This window comes from Pedobacter nutrimenti, assembly GCF_032678445.1.
Classification (GTDB): Bacteria; Bacteroidota; Bacteroidia; order Sphingobacteriales; family Sphingobacteriaceae; genus Pedobacter; species Pedobacter nutrimenti_A.
In genome coordinates, this window is the sequence record NZ_JAVTSQ010000009.1 from 88,133 (window position 1) to 103,993 (window position 15,861).

Annotated in this window: 13 protein-coding genes; 10 read left to right on the forward strand and 3 right to left on the reverse strand. The window is 40.3% G+C overall.

What is annotated here, in order from left to right; translation table 11 throughout:
• The first annotated feature begins 80 nt into the window (after nucleotides 1-80).
• The gene (locus tag R2S08_RS17165; RefSeq protein WP_316836288.1) at nucleotides 81-2,387 is read left to right on the forward strand and encodes a TonB-dependent receptor; all 2,307 of its coding nucleotides are present in this window, start codon (nucleotides 81-83) and stop codon (nucleotides 2,385-2,387) included.
• A 4-nt stretch (nucleotides 2,388-2,391) separates the two neighbouring features.
• Nucleotides 2,392-3,684, forward strand: coding sequence for a sialidase family protein (locus tag R2S08_RS17170; RefSeq protein ID WP_316836289.1), 1,293 nt, complete (start codon nucleotides 2,392-2,394; stop codon nucleotides 3,682-3,684).
• On the opposite strand, the gene R2S08_RS17175 is transcribed toward R2S08_RS17170, so the two are convergent.
• Nucleotides 3,673-4,110 (reverse strand): transcriptional regulator, encoded by a 438-nt coding sequence (locus R2S08_RS17175; protein WP_316836290.1) that lies wholly within the window; start codon nucleotides 4,108-4,110, stop codon nucleotides 3,673-3,675. The genes R2S08_RS17170 and R2S08_RS17175 overlap by 12 nt on opposite strands.
• 207 nt (nucleotides 4,111-4,317) lie before the next feature.
• Between R2S08_RS17175 and R2S08_RS17180 the strand changes: the two genes are divergently transcribed.
• The 8 genes from R2S08_RS17180 to R2S08_RS17215 all read left to right on the forward strand — a co-directional run bounded on the left by R2S08_RS17180 (nucleotide 4,318) and on the right by R2S08_RS17215 (nucleotide 14,290).
• Nucleotides 4,318-4,887, forward strand: a complete 570-nt coding sequence (locus R2S08_RS17180) for an RNA polymerase sigma-70 factor (protein WP_316836291.1) — start codon at nucleotides 4,318-4,320, stop codon at nucleotides 4,885-4,887.
• An 87-nt stretch (nucleotides 4,888-4,974) separates the two neighbouring features.
• The gene (locus tag R2S08_RS17185) at nucleotides 4,975-5,985 is read left to right on the forward strand and encodes a FecR family protein (protein ID WP_316836292.1); all 1,011 of its coding nucleotides are present in this window, start codon (nucleotides 4,975-4,977) and stop codon (nucleotides 5,983-5,985) included.
• A 234-nt stretch (nucleotides 5,986-6,219) separates the two neighbouring features.
• A complete protein-coding gene (locus tag R2S08_RS17190; protein WP_316836293.1) occupies nucleotides 6,220-9,459 on the forward strand; it encodes a TonB-dependent receptor in 3,240 nt (1,079 codons plus the stop codon).
• Between the two features lie 17 nt (nucleotides 9,460-9,476).
• Nucleotides 9,477-10,910: a RagB/SusD family nutrient uptake outer membrane protein gene (locus R2S08_RS17195; RefSeq protein WP_316836294.1), complete on the forward strand. Its 1,434-nt coding sequence runs from the start codon at nucleotides 9,477-9,479 to the stop codon at nucleotides 10,908-10,910.
• Nucleotides 10,911-10,920: 10 nt separating this feature from the next.
• Nucleotides 10,921-12,837 (forward strand): TlpA disulfide reductase family protein, encoded by a 1,917-nt coding sequence (locus R2S08_RS17200; RefSeq protein ID WP_316836295.1) that lies wholly within the window; start codon nucleotides 10,921-10,923, stop codon nucleotides 12,835-12,837.
• A gap of 88 nt (nucleotides 12,838-12,925) precedes the next feature.
• Nucleotides 12,926-13,378: an AraC family transcriptional regulator gene (locus R2S08_RS17205; protein ID WP_316836296.1), complete on the forward strand. Its 453-nt coding sequence runs from the start codon at nucleotides 12,926-12,928 to the stop codon at nucleotides 13,376-13,378.
• Nucleotides 13,379-13,425: 47 nt separating this feature from the next.
• Nucleotides 13,426-13,860, forward strand: coding sequence for a VOC family protein (locus R2S08_RS17210; RefSeq protein ID WP_316836297.1), 435 nt, complete (start codon nucleotides 13,426-13,428; stop codon nucleotides 13,858-13,860).
• Nucleotides 13,844-14,290 (forward strand): DUF1569 domain-containing protein, encoded by a 447-nt coding sequence (locus tag R2S08_RS17215; RefSeq protein WP_316836298.1) that lies wholly within the window; start codon nucleotides 13,844-13,846, stop codon nucleotides 14,288-14,290. The genes R2S08_RS17210 and R2S08_RS17215 overlap by 17 nt, the downstream gene beginning before the upstream one ends.
• 68 nt (nucleotides 14,291-14,358) lie before the next feature.
• On the opposite strand, the gene R2S08_RS17220 is transcribed toward R2S08_RS17215, so the two are convergent.
• Nucleotides 14,359-15,282 (reverse strand): bestrophin family protein, encoded by a 924-nt coding sequence (locus R2S08_RS17220; RefSeq protein WP_108552621.1) that lies wholly within the window; start codon nucleotides 15,280-15,282, stop codon nucleotides 14,359-14,361.
• Between the two features lie 27 nt (nucleotides 15,283-15,309).
• Nucleotides 15,310-15,813: a hypothetical protein gene (locus tag R2S08_RS17225; RefSeq protein ID WP_316836299.1), complete on the reverse strand. Its 504-nt coding sequence runs from the start codon at nucleotides 15,811-15,813 to the stop codon at nucleotides 15,310-15,312.
• Nucleotides 15,814-15,861 lie beyond the last annotated feature (48 nt).

The window sequence follows — 15,861 nt, forward strand, 5'->3', positions numbered from 1 at the left end:
TTTTTAATAGAACAAAATAGCCATATCCTGCCCGCCCTTATGGCGGCTAGAGGATTGGTCGATCTTATAATTTTCTTAGCATGTATTTATTCAGATACTTTATTTTATCTATTGGATTTGTATTGGTGACCCTCCAGTTACAGGCCCAAAACCAGCCTGTCAAAGGCTATATTTATGACTCTCAAACCCGACAGCCTTTAGCAGGCGTGCATATCTTTTCGTCTACAGGACAGGAACTTACACAATCCAATACCAAAGGCTATTTCGAAATCCAAACTGAGCAGCCAGATCACCAGATTAAAACGGTTTTAAATGGCTATAAAGCTCAATTGGTTAAAATTAATATCAATGAAAATGGCCTTAACATTCAGCTCGAAGCTGATGGGCTAAGCCTGAACGAGGTTAGAGTATCGGGATACAATGGCGATAAGACCAATAAGGAAACTGCTGGCGGTGTTGCCCTGATCACTTCAAAAGACATCAACAGAGGGAATGCCGTTTCTCTGCAGCCAGCCTTAAATGCTATTCCAGGCGTAAGAATGGATCAGAGTACGCTTTCTGAAGCGCGAATTTCTATTCGGGGAAATGGTGTGCGTGCATCTTACGGAATCCGCAGTGTAAAAGTATACGTGAATGAAATCCCGGTAACAGAAGCGGATGGTACGACCCGTATCGAAGCACTGGATGTGAACAGTATTGGCCGTGCAGAAGTTATTAAAGGCCCCGCATCCAGTATTTATGGCGCTGGTACAGCAGGGGTAATTAATTTTCAGTTACAGCGTGCACCTTACCAGGAGCAAAGTCTTGAAGCATCAGGTTTGGTTGGTGCTTATGGCTTACACCGTTTAGCCACTACCTACAGGAGCGGCGGCGATAAAGTGAACAGCTATGTATCCTATGGATGGCAGGAATATAACGGCTACCGAGAACATAGTAATGATATGCGCCGTTTTCTGACAGGTAACTTTCAGCTTTTTCCTAGTGAAAAGCGCATCATCACCTTACTGCTGAACAGAACTACACAACATTCACAAATTCCGGGATCCCTGACAGCGGATCAGGTGACGGCTAATCCTCAGCAAGCCAATGCGACCAATTTAGATAAGGCAGCTGGAAGATACCAGAACTGGACACGGATAGGTCTGGGACAACAATATCGTTTTAACGACCAGTTTTCCAACAGTACCAGTGTTTTTACTTATTTCTATGACCTGAACCACCCTCTGCCTTATGCCTATATTCGTAATTATTATCAAAGCTATGGTGGAAGAACAAAGTTTACCTATGATCCGGAGTTTTCAATTTTACCTACACGCTTTACAGTTGGAGCGGAGTATAATGAAGGCATTACCAAGGGTACCCAATATGTGAATAACCATGGAAAGGAAGGCGCAATGAATTCTAATATTGACTACCAGAATAAACAGTATTCCATATTCTATCAATCGGAAACGAAACTGGATCTTCAAACTACTTTAACGCTGGGGATCAGTTATAATAGTTTAAGTTACAATGTACAGGATTATTTAAAAAACAGCCAGAGTGGCCTTAAAAAATTTAATCCCCAGGCTACACCCAGAATTGCGCTGAGCCATACCTTTAGTGATGCTTTGAGCCTCCATGCCAGTGTAAGTTCTGGTTTTTCGCCGCCTTCAAGCTCAGAGATAAAAAATGTAGACGGGTCAATCAATCCGACATTGCAAGCAGAGAAAGCTGTAAATTATGAGATCAATGCCAAAGGAAATTTGTTGAAGTCCAGGCTGGAGTATGACCTTGCCTTATTCAAAATGGATATGAAAGGAGAACTGATTGCACAGTCTGTACAGCAGAGCATCACCATTTATAACAACGCAGGTAAAACGACACATAACGGAGCCGAATTATCTTTATCTTATCAATTGCTGAAGACAGAAGATCAGAAAGAAATCACCAGCCTGCGACCTTTTGTTGCAGTGACTTATTCTGATTTTAAGTTTAAAGACTATAAAACCCTGAATGCCCAAAATCAGGTTATTGCAAGTTATGATGGAAATAAACTCACGGGTATTTCACCATGGGTCGTTAACATGGGGATTGATCTGGAGACCAGAACTGGTCTGTATTTTTACGGAAGTTATTTCTTTAGCGACCAACTTCCTTTAAATGATGCAAATTCAGCCTATAATCCGGCTTACCAGGTGGTTAATGCTAAAATTGGCTATAAAAAACAACTCATTAAATGCCTCGAGATAAATCTATATGCGGGCCTGGATAATATTTTAAATAAAAATTATAGTTCCATTGTTTCTCTAAATGCAGTTGGTTATGGAGGAGCACAGCCGGCTTATTTTAATCCATCACCAAAAAGGAATGGTTATGGCGGTTTAAACCTTAAATATATATTCTAGTTTTATGAAAAAGATATTCATTATACTGATCAGCACTTTCGCCTTTTTTTTCGGATGTAAAGAACATTCGGAAACACCGGTTGCTACGGCCTTAAATACAGACGGTATTGGCGCTGTAGGTCCCTATTTTACAAAAGATAATAAGGGTAATCCAGTACTTTGCTGGACAGAACAGGACAGCAAAGATTCTTTGTACAGACTAAAGTATGCTATCTATAATGAACAGCAGGATAAATTTGGCATACCGGTTACTGTTCCCGCTTCGGCGGGAAGTAACACTTCGGCAGAAAGCATGGGGAAAATAGCATTTAAGGCAGATGGAACAATAATGACCGTTTTCTCCAAGCGTTTTCCTCAGGAAAAGAACCCGTACGCCGGAGCGATCTACTACAGCATGTCAGCAGATAACGGTAAAAACTGGACGAAAGAGACTTTTCTCCATTCGGATACTTCTCATACTTACGGTCGTAGTTTCTTTGATCTGGCCATATTGAAGGATGGAGAAGTTGCTTCCATCTGGTTGGACGGACGTTTTGGGAAAAGCATTAAAGGTTCTGCGCTATTCTTTAGCAGAACTGAAAAAGGAAAAGGTTTTGGATTAGATACCTGTCTGGATAAAGGTACCTGTGAGTGCTGTAGAACAGACATCCTTTCTGACAGTGCAGGACAAATACACCTGGCCTACAGAAGCATTATGTTTCCTTCTGCATTATCCGGAAAACAAGTCCGGGATATGGCTTATAAATTATCCACCGATAATGGCAAGACTTTTAGCGATGCAAAAACCATCAGTAAAGACAACTGGGAAATAGAAGGTTGTCCACATTCAGGACCTTCTCTAGCGGTCCTGAATAAGACAGTCAATGCAGTTTGGTTTACCGCTGGCGGAAATCCGGGATTATACTACGCCTCTTCAGTTATTGGTGGTGATTTTCAAAACCGAAATCTGATCACGAGAACAGGACGGCACCCTCAAACGCTTTCCTTACCTGGAGGGAAACTAGCGATGGTTTGTGAAGAGCCTGTAGATGCTCCGGCTGAAGAACCTATGAAAATGGATCATTCGAAGCATGAAGGAATGTCGATGGGGCATATGCATATGATGCCTGCCAGTACAGCAAAGATTATTTTGAGGGTGTTAAAAGATGGAAATACAGAAAAAACAATTGAAGTTACCGATGGCAAACAAGCGGACCATCACGCTGTGCTTATCTCCTCCAATAAGGGAATACTGCTCGGCTGGATCAGAGAAGAAAATGGACGGTCTAAGATTTATTATTCGAAATTACATCTTTAACTCACCATTTTTTGCATTTAACCTGATCATGCAGCGAACATCATCTTTTCCAATATACATTTCGATGCAATAACCATTTGGATCCAGAATGGACAGGTTATCCAGCAACTGCTCAAAAGCCTGTCCAATCTGCTGCGGATCTTTTGCATAATCTGAAATATAAATACTGCGGTACATTCCTTTTGGTATGACCTGTGATTCGAGGTCGTATTTCCCGGCCTCGTTTTCATTTAGCTGCTCTGCTGCTGCTTTATAAACAATGTTATGAAGACCGCCCTCGGGTCTGGAAATTCCAAAAAAGTGCCTTTCACCCGAAAAAGGGACGCGGGAATGCAGTTGATCATGAGCTTCGCAAATCCCCTCGGGGAAAGAAGAGGCTGTTACGTACATCACCGGGATGTCATGGTCTAAATTATAGTTTTCCATAGTTGATCTGATTTGATATCCCTAAATTTACGCTAAAGAAAGAATACATAAAAGGGGAAGGAATGACAAAATGCAGGGTAAAATACGTCACATTTATGTTTTATTATTGAAAATGAATGGATTTGTATCTGAAATTTCTAATTTAACCGATAATTGAGCGCTCCTCTTTCTAATATTTACAAATAAATTCTACTAGATTTGTAGTCTATGCAGGTGAGCCATACCACAGAGTTTCAATTGTTGGAGAAACTTAAGAATCAGAATGAAGCCGCTTTTTCTGAACTGTATGCCCTGTATGTAAAAAAAATCTATGTGTATGTCCTTGGTATAGTGAAATCTTCCATGCTTGCCGAAGATATTGTCCAGGAAACATTTGTTAAATTATGGGAATCTGCAACTTTTGTACAAACAGACCGGTCCTTACAGCCTTTCTTATTTACCATTGCACGAAACAGGGCATTGAATATGATCAAAAGGGCCTCGAGAGAAAGTTGGGTAACAGAAGAAATCATTGAGCACGCTGTGCACCAATCTGAAAATGGCTTACAGTATACAGAACGAAAACAAACCAACGAGTATATAAATAAAGCCATAGCACAATTACCTCCTCAGCGCAGGCTCATTTATGATCTCTGCCGAAATTATGGCTATTCGTATAAGCAAGCCGCAGAAAAACTCGGAATCAAAGACAGTACAGTGAATAGCCAGATGGTTAAAGCCATTAAAAGCATCAAGGAATTTATGGTAAGGAATGGTGTATTCCTGCTGTTTTTCTGATTTTCTGAATAAAACAAAATTTATTTCTGTTTAGCGTACATGTAATGCCCCTGTTAATTGTAATACTATTAAACAGGAACAAAAAAATTGAAAAAGCCCATAAAAGAATTATTTGTACGTTTTATTGCTAACCATTGCGATTCATCTGAAATGGAACAGGTTCGTGATCTTCTAAACAACGGAGGGTATGAGGAGGAATGGCAACAGGCAATGAAAGAAAGAGAACAAGAGATTATTCTTTCCTCTTCTTTATCCCCCGGTCTGGAAGAGGACAAACTTTTATTGAAAATTCAAGAGACTATCCATTCGAAACCAATTGACGTTCAATCCAATCCAAAACCATGGAAATGGTTATCTGCAGCTGCAGTATTGCTCATGACCTTAAGCGTTGGAGTTTGGTATTTCAAGTCGGGATTTAGTCCTGAAGGCAAACTGGTTGCTCATAAAGAAATCCCGGCGGTTAAAGAACAGGCTTCACATAAATGGATTAAACTTCCTGATGGTAGTTCTGTTCAGCTTAATAATGATAGTAAACTTGAATATCCGGATAGTTTTGAAGGGCAAAAAAACCGGGAGGTTACACTAACCGGAGAAGCTTATTTCGATGTTAAACACAATTCTTCCCAACCCTTTATCATTCATACAGGTAAGATCAAGACCACTGTTTTGGGAACAGCATTTAATATTAATGCGTATCAATCAGGTAGTGCTGTTACCGTTACAGTGACCAGGGGAAGGGTTAAAGTGGAGGATGACCAGAAGGTTCTTGCTATTCTTACACCAAACCAGCAACTGGCCTGGAATACCCAAACCCAGGTGCCTGCTAAAATAGAAGTAAACGCTGAACAAGTTGTGGAATGGAAAAAACAGGATCTGATCATGGACGATATTAACCTGGAAGATGCGGCAAAATTGATTGAAGAACGTTATGCTGTTAAAGTTCATTTCAATAGCGAAAAAGTAAAATCCTGCAAATTCACGGCAGCCTTTCTTAACCGGAATGAAATCACGCAGGTCCTGAACGTGATCGGTGATATTACAGGCACAAAAATTATTTTAAAAAACAATATCGTCACGATTGACGGAAATGGGTGTTAAATCCCATATAACCTAAACCAACCAACAAAAATGAAGAATAAAGATTCCCCTTAATATAGGGCCCTCAGCCAGATGAAGCAGGCTCCGGCGGCAACCGGAACCTGCAGATGGTCTTAAATTTTCTTATCAGTTCAACCTAAAACCAATGCAATGTATTACAATTCTACTCGTTATGCAAGCCGGTCTGTGCCGGCTTTGAATTACACGTTTAATTTCAAAAAAATAAGTTTTTTTATGAAGATTAACGCAGTTATACTGATCACCATTTTAACCACTGTTACCAGCCTTATGGCTTCTTCTGGAACTAAAGCCCAGACACTAAATCAGGTCACAGTTACCATCGGGTTAAAAAGAGGTACTTTACGCGACGCCCTAACTAAAATTGAACAGCAAACAGACTTCAGGTTTGCCTATAAAAAAGAACTGATCAGCGGCCTCAAAGAGGTCAGTTTGCCGGAGCAGGTCCGTTCCGTAAGCTATACGCTTGATCAGCTGCTGTCGGGAACCGGAATCCTGTATAAGCAAATGAACAACAGCATTATCCTGTATAAGGATACTGAAAAGGAAACAACTCTTGCTTCGACGCAGGAACAGCGCATTACCGGTACGGTAAAAGATGAAAATGGGGTTGCCATGCCCGGTGTTTCCGTGAGGATAAAAGGTCAGCCAAATGTGGTGACTACAAATAATGAAGGTAAATTCTCTATCCCTGTTTCCGATAAAACCGCTTATCTGGTGTTCAGCTATATTGGTTATGCAACCCAGGAATATAAGGCGGAAGCTGGCCAGGTTATTTCCATTAGCCTTAAGCCAGATGTAGGCACACTGGACGCGGTGGTGGTGATTGGTTATGGTACCACCACTAAAAGAAATAATACGGGTTCTGTAACTTCCATCACTTCTAAGGATATCGCCAACCAGCCCGTTTCAGATCCGCTTTCTGCCCTGCAGGGTAGGGTTGCTGGTCTGGATATTACAGGAACAACAGGATACCCAGGATCAAGCTACAATGTTCTTTTGCGGGGTATAAACTCCATTAATGGTGGGACCGCCCCTTTATACATTGTTGATGGTGTCCCCTTTGTTTCACAGAACTTAGATCAATTTACAGGGGCAAACGGTACAACAAGTCCTTTAAATAGCATTAATCCATCAGATATTGAGCGTATTGATATTCTTAAAGATGCAGATGCCACTGCGATTTATGGGTCAAGGGCTGCAAATGGGGTTATATTAATTACCACAAAAAGAGGAAAGAGTGGTAAAACAACGCTTGAGACAAGAGTATACAGCGGAATATCCTATGTAAACCATCAAATTGAGATGTTAAATACACAGCAGTTTTTGGCTTTGCGCAGACAAGCTTTTAAGAACGATAAAATAACGCCGGACCAGGATAATGCCCCGGATTTAACCCTTTGGGATCAAAATACCGATAATAACTGGCAAGATAAACTCATTGGAAATACAGCAAAGCTTACAGAAGCACAAGCGTCTCTATCTGGCGGATCTGAACAAACCAATTTTCTGTTCAGCGGAACTTACCGACGAGAGACCACAGTTCTGCCAACGAGTACGGGATATAGCAGGGGGGCAGCCAATTTTAATTTGAACCATAAATCGACGGATAATAAGTTTAGTTTCACTGCGTCCGCGAAATACGTTGGTGACCAGAACAGATCTGTTCCAACGGATGCAGCCCAGTATTATAACCTTACCCCTAACATACCTATTTATACTCCAGATGACGGCTATTACTATAGAACCATAAATGACCAGAATCCTATAGCCTCTTTTGAGCGTAAATATTTATCGACCAGTCAAAATCTTTCTACCAATGTATTAGCTAAATATAACATCTTGGAAGGATTAAATGCTCAAGTCAGTGCAGGATATAACAGAATGACAATGAAGCAAACCCAGACCTATCCTGAGAAGTCATTCAATCCGCTTTCCTATTCCGCAAGTTTAGGTTATTATGGTAATAGTAGCGTCAATTCCTATATTGTTGAACCGCAATTGGACTATACACTTAAAATAAATAAAGGCGATTTAAAGTTACTGGCAGGAGGAACCATACAATCGAGCATCAGTGAAGGGCAGCGGCTCCAGGGAGAAGGCTTTCCGAGTGATGAGCAGCTGAACAATCCAAATGCTGCGGTAAGTATGACGTCAAAATCCTATAATTATTCTGACTATAAATATACTTCTGTTTTTGGACGTGCCACCTACAACTGGGATGAGAAATATATCCTCAATGGAACTTTTAGAAGAGATGGGTCTTCCCGTTTTGGCCCGGGTAAAAGATTTGGAAATTTTGGAGCCATAGGTGCGGCCTGGCTGTTTGCTAATGAATCTATTATCAAAGACAATTTAACTTTCCTGAGCTTCGGTAAAATCAGAAGCAGTTATGGAACTGTGGGTAATGATCAAATTAGTGATTATCAGTATAACGATAGCTGGAGTGCTGCGAGTTTCCCATATGCTGGTTCCGGAACTTTATATCCAACGCGCTTTGCCAATCCAAATTACCAATGGGAGGTCAATCATAAGTTTGAGGCTGCCTTAGAATTGGGATTTTTTAAAGACAGGATCTTATTAACTGCAGACTATTACCATAATAAATCAGGAAATATGTTAATTGAGTATGTATTGTCCTCTCAATCTGGTTTTACATCCTATGTAGCCAATCTACCTGCCGAATTGCAAAACAATGGATTTGAGTTTGAATTAAGTACAATCAATTTCAATAAAGAGCGTTTCAAATGGAATACTTCCTTTAATCTTACCATAGCCAGGAACAAATTGCTTAAGTATCCTGGATTGGAAAATTCCGCCTATGCAAGCCAGTATTTTATTGGACAACCTATTAACGTAACTACAGGGTATAAATCAACAGGAATTAATCCTCAAAACGGAATTCCAACATTTGAAGATAAAAATGGGAATGGGAGTATAACCGATCCGGATGATTTATATATATTAGGGACAACCACTCCGAAATTCTATGGGGGTATACAGAACAGTTTCAGTTATAAAAACTGGAGCCTCGATTTCTTCTTTCAATTTGTAAAACAAGAAGGTCCGTTACTTAACTATGGTTATCAGTCTTCTCCTTATGGGGTAAGGGTAAATAAGGATATCAGTGCGTTAAACAGCTGGACCACACCTGGACAGATCACCGATATTCCAATTGCAACGACTACCACTGGCGCAGCCTATACTGCTTATAATCAATGGAGGTTATCCAGCGCCAACTGGGGCGATGCATCTTTTATCCGTTTGAAGAATGTATCACTACGGTATAACCTTGCACCGCTGTTTAAGAACCTAAAAGTGAACAACTTTACGGTATATATACAGGGACAGAACCTTTTTACGATTACAAAATATAATGGTTATGATCCAGAGACCAAGGGCTTTGCTCTTCCTCCGCTCACTGCATACACAGCTGGGCTACAAATGTCATTCTAATCCTAAAAATTTACACGATGAAAGCTATTAAATATATATTTCTAATCAGCATATTAACTGCAGCAAGCTCCTGCAAAAAATATGTAGATGTAGACCCGTCAAGAACGGAACTTGCACAAAGCAGTGTTTTTGTGAATGATAAAACGGCTACTGCAGCTATGGTTGGGGTTTATTCTGATATGAATGCCTACAATTATTACTTTGCAAATATCATTACCATGTTTTTGGGCTCTATGTCCGCCGATGATTTTACCTATGCCTCTACACTCGCCGAATTTGATGAATTTAAAAATAATACAGTTTCTCCAGGTAACAGATATATTTCACAAGTGTGGTCTCAGCCTTACGATTATATCTATCGCTCTAATGCCATCATTGAAGGTGTAACCGCATCAACAACCTTAAGTACTTCGGTAAAAAACCAGTTATTGGGTGAGGCAAAATTTGTTCGCGCCTTTTGTAATTTCTATCTGGTGAATATTTTTGGCGATGTGCCTCTGATTAAAGATACAGACGTACTTAAAAATACCAATTTACCAAAAACACCTGCCACCGAAGTGTATCAGGCAATTATTACAGATTTGGTAGACGCAAAGGCATTGATGTCCAAAGACTATCCTTCAAATGGTGAACGTACGCGGCCAACCAAGGGCGCTGCAACTTTACTGTTAGCCAGAGCCTACCTTTATACAGGCAATAATGCACAGGCCGAAATAGAAGCTGGTGAGGTGATCGGGAATTCAAATTACAATCTTTTACCAAAGGAAAATATTAACGGAACTTTTCTGAAGAACAGCAGAGAAGCCATTTGGCAGTTACAGCCGGTCAATGTTTCCGGAAATAGAAACACCTGGGAAGGTTTTACGATGACGCCTGCAAGTATAACTGCTCCAACGGCCTTTTACAGATTAACTAAGGACCCGCAATATGGACTTGTATTTGCTTTTGAACCTAATGATCTTAGAAAATCCAGCTGGACAGGAAATTATACAACAACAGCCGTTCCGCCACTCACCCATACTTATCCTTATAAATATAAAGTCAGGACAAATGCGGCTGTAACCGAATATTCTATGGTGTTGCGTTTTGCAGAAGCCTACCTGATCCGCGCAGAAGCAAGGATACAACAAGGCAAATTACAACCCGGTAAAGAAGATCTGGATGTGATCCGTAACCGCGCCGGCCTTGCACCGGTAACTTTACCAGGCAATATTGCAGCAGGAATGCTGCAGGTGGAGCAGGAAAGAAGAGTCGAGTTCTTTGCAGAATGGGGACATCGCTGGTTTGATCTTAAACGTTGGAAAAGTACCGTTACAGTTGGGAAAACACGTGCAGATGACGTCCTTCCCGCAACTAAACCACTTTGGAAATCTACGGCTATTTTAATGCCTATACCAACTGATGTGATGAGAACCAATCCAAATATGGTACAAAATCCAGGTTATAATTAAGCTACAGAAAATGAAAAGAATATATATCCTGATCTTACTTGTACTTGCCAGCTGGCAAGTACAAGCTCAGGTTCTCGATGTGAGTCCTGAACAACCCGAAAGGGGGGAGAAAGTGACCATTACCTATCATACCGCTGTTGCCGGAGCTAAGATCAGCAAAACAGCAACGGAGGTGAATATCGTTTTTACCTATTCAACTTTTTACGAACTGCCCTGGAAAATGCCGATGGTTAAAAAAGGAGAGGATTGGGTAGCCTCTTTCGTTTTGCAGCGTTATGCAACTTATGCCACCTTTTATATCCAGAGCGGTGATGTTGTAGAAAAACCATCAGAACAAAAGCATTTTGAAATACCAGTATATAAAGGAGGTAAGAGGGTGGAAAGTGGTTTACTTCACGAAGCCTATAGTCTAACCGCCCAGATGCCCAAATCAGCGGATATCGCAACACTAAAAATTGCATTGCTGGAAAAAGAGCTTAAAAATTATCCCAATAATTACGAAGCTAAAATTGCGCGGCTGAACACCAGAATCAACCTTTCCAAAAATCCTACAGAAAAACTTAAATACAGAAATGAAGCCAGGAAAATCATTGCTGCCAAATTTAAAGCCGACCCTACAACTATTGGAAATGTAAATCTGGTAACCATGGGATACCTGATGATTGGAGAGAAAAGCCGGTTAGACTCGGTCAGAAAAGTAATTCGGGAGAGATATCCTAATTCTGACCTGGGCAAAGATCTTCGCGCTGATCTGATTGCCAAAGAAAAAGATCCAGAAGAGAAGATCCATAAACTGGAAACCCTGCTGAAAACAGGCGATCAATCTGGTGGAGAGGGTTCCACCAATATCCACTCTTTATTGTTTGATCTGTATGCCTCTGCGGGCGATTCTGTAAAGGCTTTGACTCATGCCGCCCGTTTGGTCACTAAAAATACCCCTCAAACCCCACAAACTTTAAAAGATATAGCAGAAAAACTAACGGAGCGCAAAATTGCCCCTGAACACGCTATTCAATATGCCCGCAAATCCCTTGATAGGGTAGCGCAATGGCCCGTGGGCATCATCCGGTATTTTCCTGAATTTGGATATATCCCGTCCTACGTTGCTGATAGTGTGAGAGTTAAAGTGGTTGCGGAAGCCAAATCAGCCTTGCTTTCCTTAATTGCATTAAATAAATTGTATCAGGGTAACAGCGTTTCTTCTTTAAAATATACTGCCGAAGCATTAAACCAAAGTAATGGGAGAGAAGGTATTCTAAATTCAGCTGCGGTTTATGAGCAAACCGGCCAACACCAGAAAGCCTTTGATGCCCTGTGGAAGTTGTTGCTGAAGAACCCAACCGATACTGTGGTTTTGAAACAAGCAAAGATCAATTTCATGAAATTCAATAGTTCCTCAGCAGAATTTGAAGCCAAGGTAAGTGAATTAGAAAAACTGGAACTTGCGCAGTTAAGAGAAAAACTTAAAAAGCAATTGATGAACAAACCAGGACCGGAGTTATCCGGTATCACAGACCTGGAAGGTAAAGCCGTTACACCAGAAATGATGAAGGGAAAGATTGTCATACTGGATTTCTGGGCCACCTGGTGTGTACCTTGTATGCAGGAAATGCCCTATTTTCATAAAGTATATCAGAAATATAAGGACAACCCCGATGTCATGTTTATGGTGGTGAACAGCGGTGCCAACAATACCCTGGCTGATGCAAAAAAATGGGCCGGCCAGAACAGCCAATATACTTTCCCGGTGTATTACAATACCGATAAGAACGTAGGGGATAAGGTAGGGTTTACCCTAATTCCAACTATCGTTCTATTGGATCAGAAAGGTCTGACGCAGTTCAGAACCATTGGATTTGAGGGAGAGATCCTGCAGAAAAAACTGGCTGTAGAAATAGAACTCCTGCTTAAGGGCGCTAAAAATTAGGCCTTATGCGGCATGGTAGCTAGTGTGCAATACTATGCCGCATTTTTTGTATATTGCATGAATACCCTCAGGAAATGTACAGATTAAAATGACAGCAGAACAATACCCAAAAGTTTATTTGTACAGAAGAATAGTTCAGGCTAAACTATTCATTGACAATAACTATGCTGATAAAATAGATCTTGGTAATATTTCAGATGAGGCTTATTTCTCTAAATTTCATTTTATCCGTCTCTTCAAGTCTGTGTATGGGAAAACACCTCATCAATATTTAAAATATGTGAGGATTGAGAAAGCGAAAGAACTACTGAAAAATGAAGTTTCCGTTTCTGAAACCTGTTTTTTTGTTGGTTTTGACAGTGTTTCTTCTTTCAGTGGCCTGTTTTCAAAAGTCATTGGAACCTCTCCATCGGCATATTTAATGAAGCATCAGCAAACCAAAAGGAAGATCAGTCTTGCACCGCTTTCCTTTGTGCCAGGTTGTTATGCATATCAGCATGGCTGGATTGAAAATAGCAATTTTGAAGAAGCCAATGATTAAATCATTGCTGAGATTTGTGTTATATTTAATACTAAATCGCAACAGCTATGATTACAAAAATGACCATCACAAACATCCATGTCATCAACCAGGATAGTGCTTATGATTTCTATGTAAATAAATTAGGTTTTAAACTTGTGGATGATATCCAAATGGGACCAGGAACCCGCTGGCTTACCGTCTCTCCACCAGAACAACCCGATTTACAATTGGTCTTGTTTCCGGTTACAGTGAGCAAAATGTTTCCAAAAGAAATCGCTGATAACTTAATTGACCTGATCAAAAAGGGAATATTTGGTTGCGGAGTTTTAACCTGTAATGACATTTTTGCAACCTATGAAGAATTAAAATCCAAGGGTGTTGAATTTATTAAAGCACCTACCAAGGAATTTTATGGAACAGAAGCGCTGTTCAAAGATGATTCAGGGAATTTTTTCTCTTTGCAACCCATTAATAACTTTGGCGATGAAAACCGTATTTGATAAAAGCACAAGAGATGAATTGATCTACAGGATCAATTTGCTCCACGAAGACAGTAAACCTCAATGGGGCAAGATGAATGTGTACCAGATGGTAAAACATTGCAGGCTATGGGAAGAAATGGCATTGGGCAGAGTACCTTTTAAACGATCCTTGATCGGGCGGATATTTGGCAAAATAGCTTTGAAAGATTTAACTAAAGATGATAACCCGTTGAGACGTAATACTCCTACCAGTCCGGAATTTAAAATAACCGACAACAATGGTGATCTGGCTTCTGAAAGAAAAAAATGGATTTCACTGCTTGAGGGACATGCACATTATTCAAGCGATGATTTTTTGCACCCGTTTTTCGGGAAGGTGACTAAAGAACAAACAGGATATTTATCGTATAAGCACACGGATCACCACTTAAGACAATTTGGGGCCTAGTCATGTGAATTATGCGGTCTTCAGGCCTGAAGACCGCGTAATTCACATTTTGATATATCAATCTGTATTTAAAGAATATAGTAGGAACCTACCGGTGCCATTTCTGTTTGAGGGCGGTCTTCGTATAACTTGTTGTCGTCCAGCATCTGACATAAATCCCGTTCTATAACCCGGCAAATAGTGGTCGTTGGCGTATCAGTAGGTTTGTTTTCAAAAGGATCCTGAAGATGCACTGCCATTTTTTCTACCAGTAAGAAGAAAGCAGCAATAGCAATCACCACAGGAATTTCAACGTAACCAAAATATTCAATCAGACCAAAGGGCAATAGAATAATAAACAGGTGTATCGACATATTAATATATTTGCTGTAGGTAACCGGAAATACGGTGTTCTTTATCCGCTCACAGCCACCCATATGGTTGCACAATGCATTTAATGTCTTGTCGATTTCAATTTGCTGATATTTATTGATCCAGCCCTCATTTAAAGCCCTTTTAAGATCGATAGCGTGAAGTTCGAGCAAGGCCACCAAAACATTTTTGTTTTTGATGAACTGCATCTCCTCCTTGGTCAGGTAACGCTCCAGACCTTTGTCTGCACGATGGTTTCTTAAAGATTGGCTCAACGCATAACACCAGGCAATTTGCCGTTTCACAAAACGACTCTTAAAGATTTCTACTTCCTCCAGGTCATAAGGGTTTTCAACAAAATAAAGGATCTGTCTGGACAAGCTTCTGGAATCATTCACAATAGCTCCCCACAGGATCCGGGCTTCCCACCAGCGGTCATAAGCCTGGTTGGATCTGAAGGCAAGCAACAGCGATATAATTGTACCTAATAGTGCCGGTACAGCCACAGGAATCGTAATGCGTGTAACATGGAAATTCTGATAAAGGACAACAATGCCTATAGAATAGGCAATCACAAAAATGAGTTCCTTTTTTATCTTTCCAAAAATATAAGTCAGCGGAATATTGTTTTTTAACAGCATAGTAATCTTTTTTAATAGGTGTATAAATTATACAGGAGAGGTTTGCAACTGAGGCTCGTGTATTTTGGAATCCATTAAGGTTTCCCTACCATAAGTCTGTTCAGGGATAGCATATATATCCAATGAAATCACTTTACAGTCCGTGCGTTCTGTCAGGAATTTTGGATCAATGCTATATTTATTGATTTTTTTGAAATCGTAGTGTCGGGGATAGGCAATACAATCCACTTCCAGTGCTTCCGTGAAATTTCTAAAAGCAACAGCTGTACTGCCGTAGAAATATTCTATCCTGAAACTATGATCTGCATACTTTTCTTTATACTGACGGAGTTGTGTATAAAACTCATCATTCACATTTTCGTAATCCCGGTTTCTCCTGCTCAGCATGAGCATATCTGTTATCGAATCCGATAACTTGAAAGCGTGTAGAAAAATGATTTTTAACGGTTCATTTTTTAGATTTACCACTAGGGCATCAATGATCTTTGTGCTTTCGGGATTAAAATCTGTCGGTACCAATACTGTTTTCATAATCTTGAATGTTAAATGAATAATGATTTAATACAAGATTAGGCCAGA

Coding starts and splice junctions, on each gene's coding strand:
- R2S08_RS17165 (WP_316836288.1), top strand. CDS start 81: ATGTATTTATTCAGATACTTTATTTTATCTATTGGATTTGTATTGGTG.
- R2S08_RS17170 (WP_316836289.1), top strand. CDS start 2,392: ATGAAAAAGATATTCATTATACTGATCAGCACTTTCGCCTTTTTTTTC.
- R2S08_RS17175 (WP_316836290.1), bottom strand. CDS start 4,110: ATGGAAAACTATAATTTAGACCATGACATCCCGGTGATGTACGTAACA.
- R2S08_RS17180 (WP_316836291.1), top strand. CDS start 4,318: ATGCAGGTGAGCCATACCACAGAGTTTCAATTGTTGGAGAAACTTAAG.
- R2S08_RS17190 (WP_316836293.1), top strand. CDS start 6,220: ATGAAGATTAACGCAGTTATACTGATCACCATTTTAACCACTGTTACC.
- R2S08_RS17195 (WP_316836294.1), top strand. CDS start 9,477: ATGAAAGCTATTAAATATATATTTCTAATCAGCATATTAACTGCAGCA.
- R2S08_RS17200 (WP_316836295.1), top strand. CDS start 10,921: ATGAAAAGAATATATATCCTGATCTTACTTGTACTTGCCAGCTGGCAA.
- R2S08_RS17205 (WP_316836296.1), top strand. CDS start 12,926: ATGACAGCAGAACAATACCCAAAAGTTTATTTGTACAGAAGAATAGTT.
- R2S08_RS17210 (WP_316836297.1), top strand. CDS start 13,426: ATGATTACAAAAATGACCATCACAAACATCCATGTCATCAACCAGGAT.
- R2S08_RS17215 (WP_316836298.1), top strand. CDS start 13,844: ATGAAAACCGTATTTGATAAAAGCACAAGAGATGAATTGATCTACAGG.
- R2S08_RS17220 (WP_108552621.1), bottom strand. CDS start 15,282: ATGCTGTTAAAAAACAATATTCCGCTGACTTATATTTTTGGAAAGATA.
- R2S08_RS17225 (WP_316836299.1), bottom strand. CDS start 15,813: ATGAAAACAGTATTGGTACCGACAGATTTTAATCCCGAAAGCACAAAG.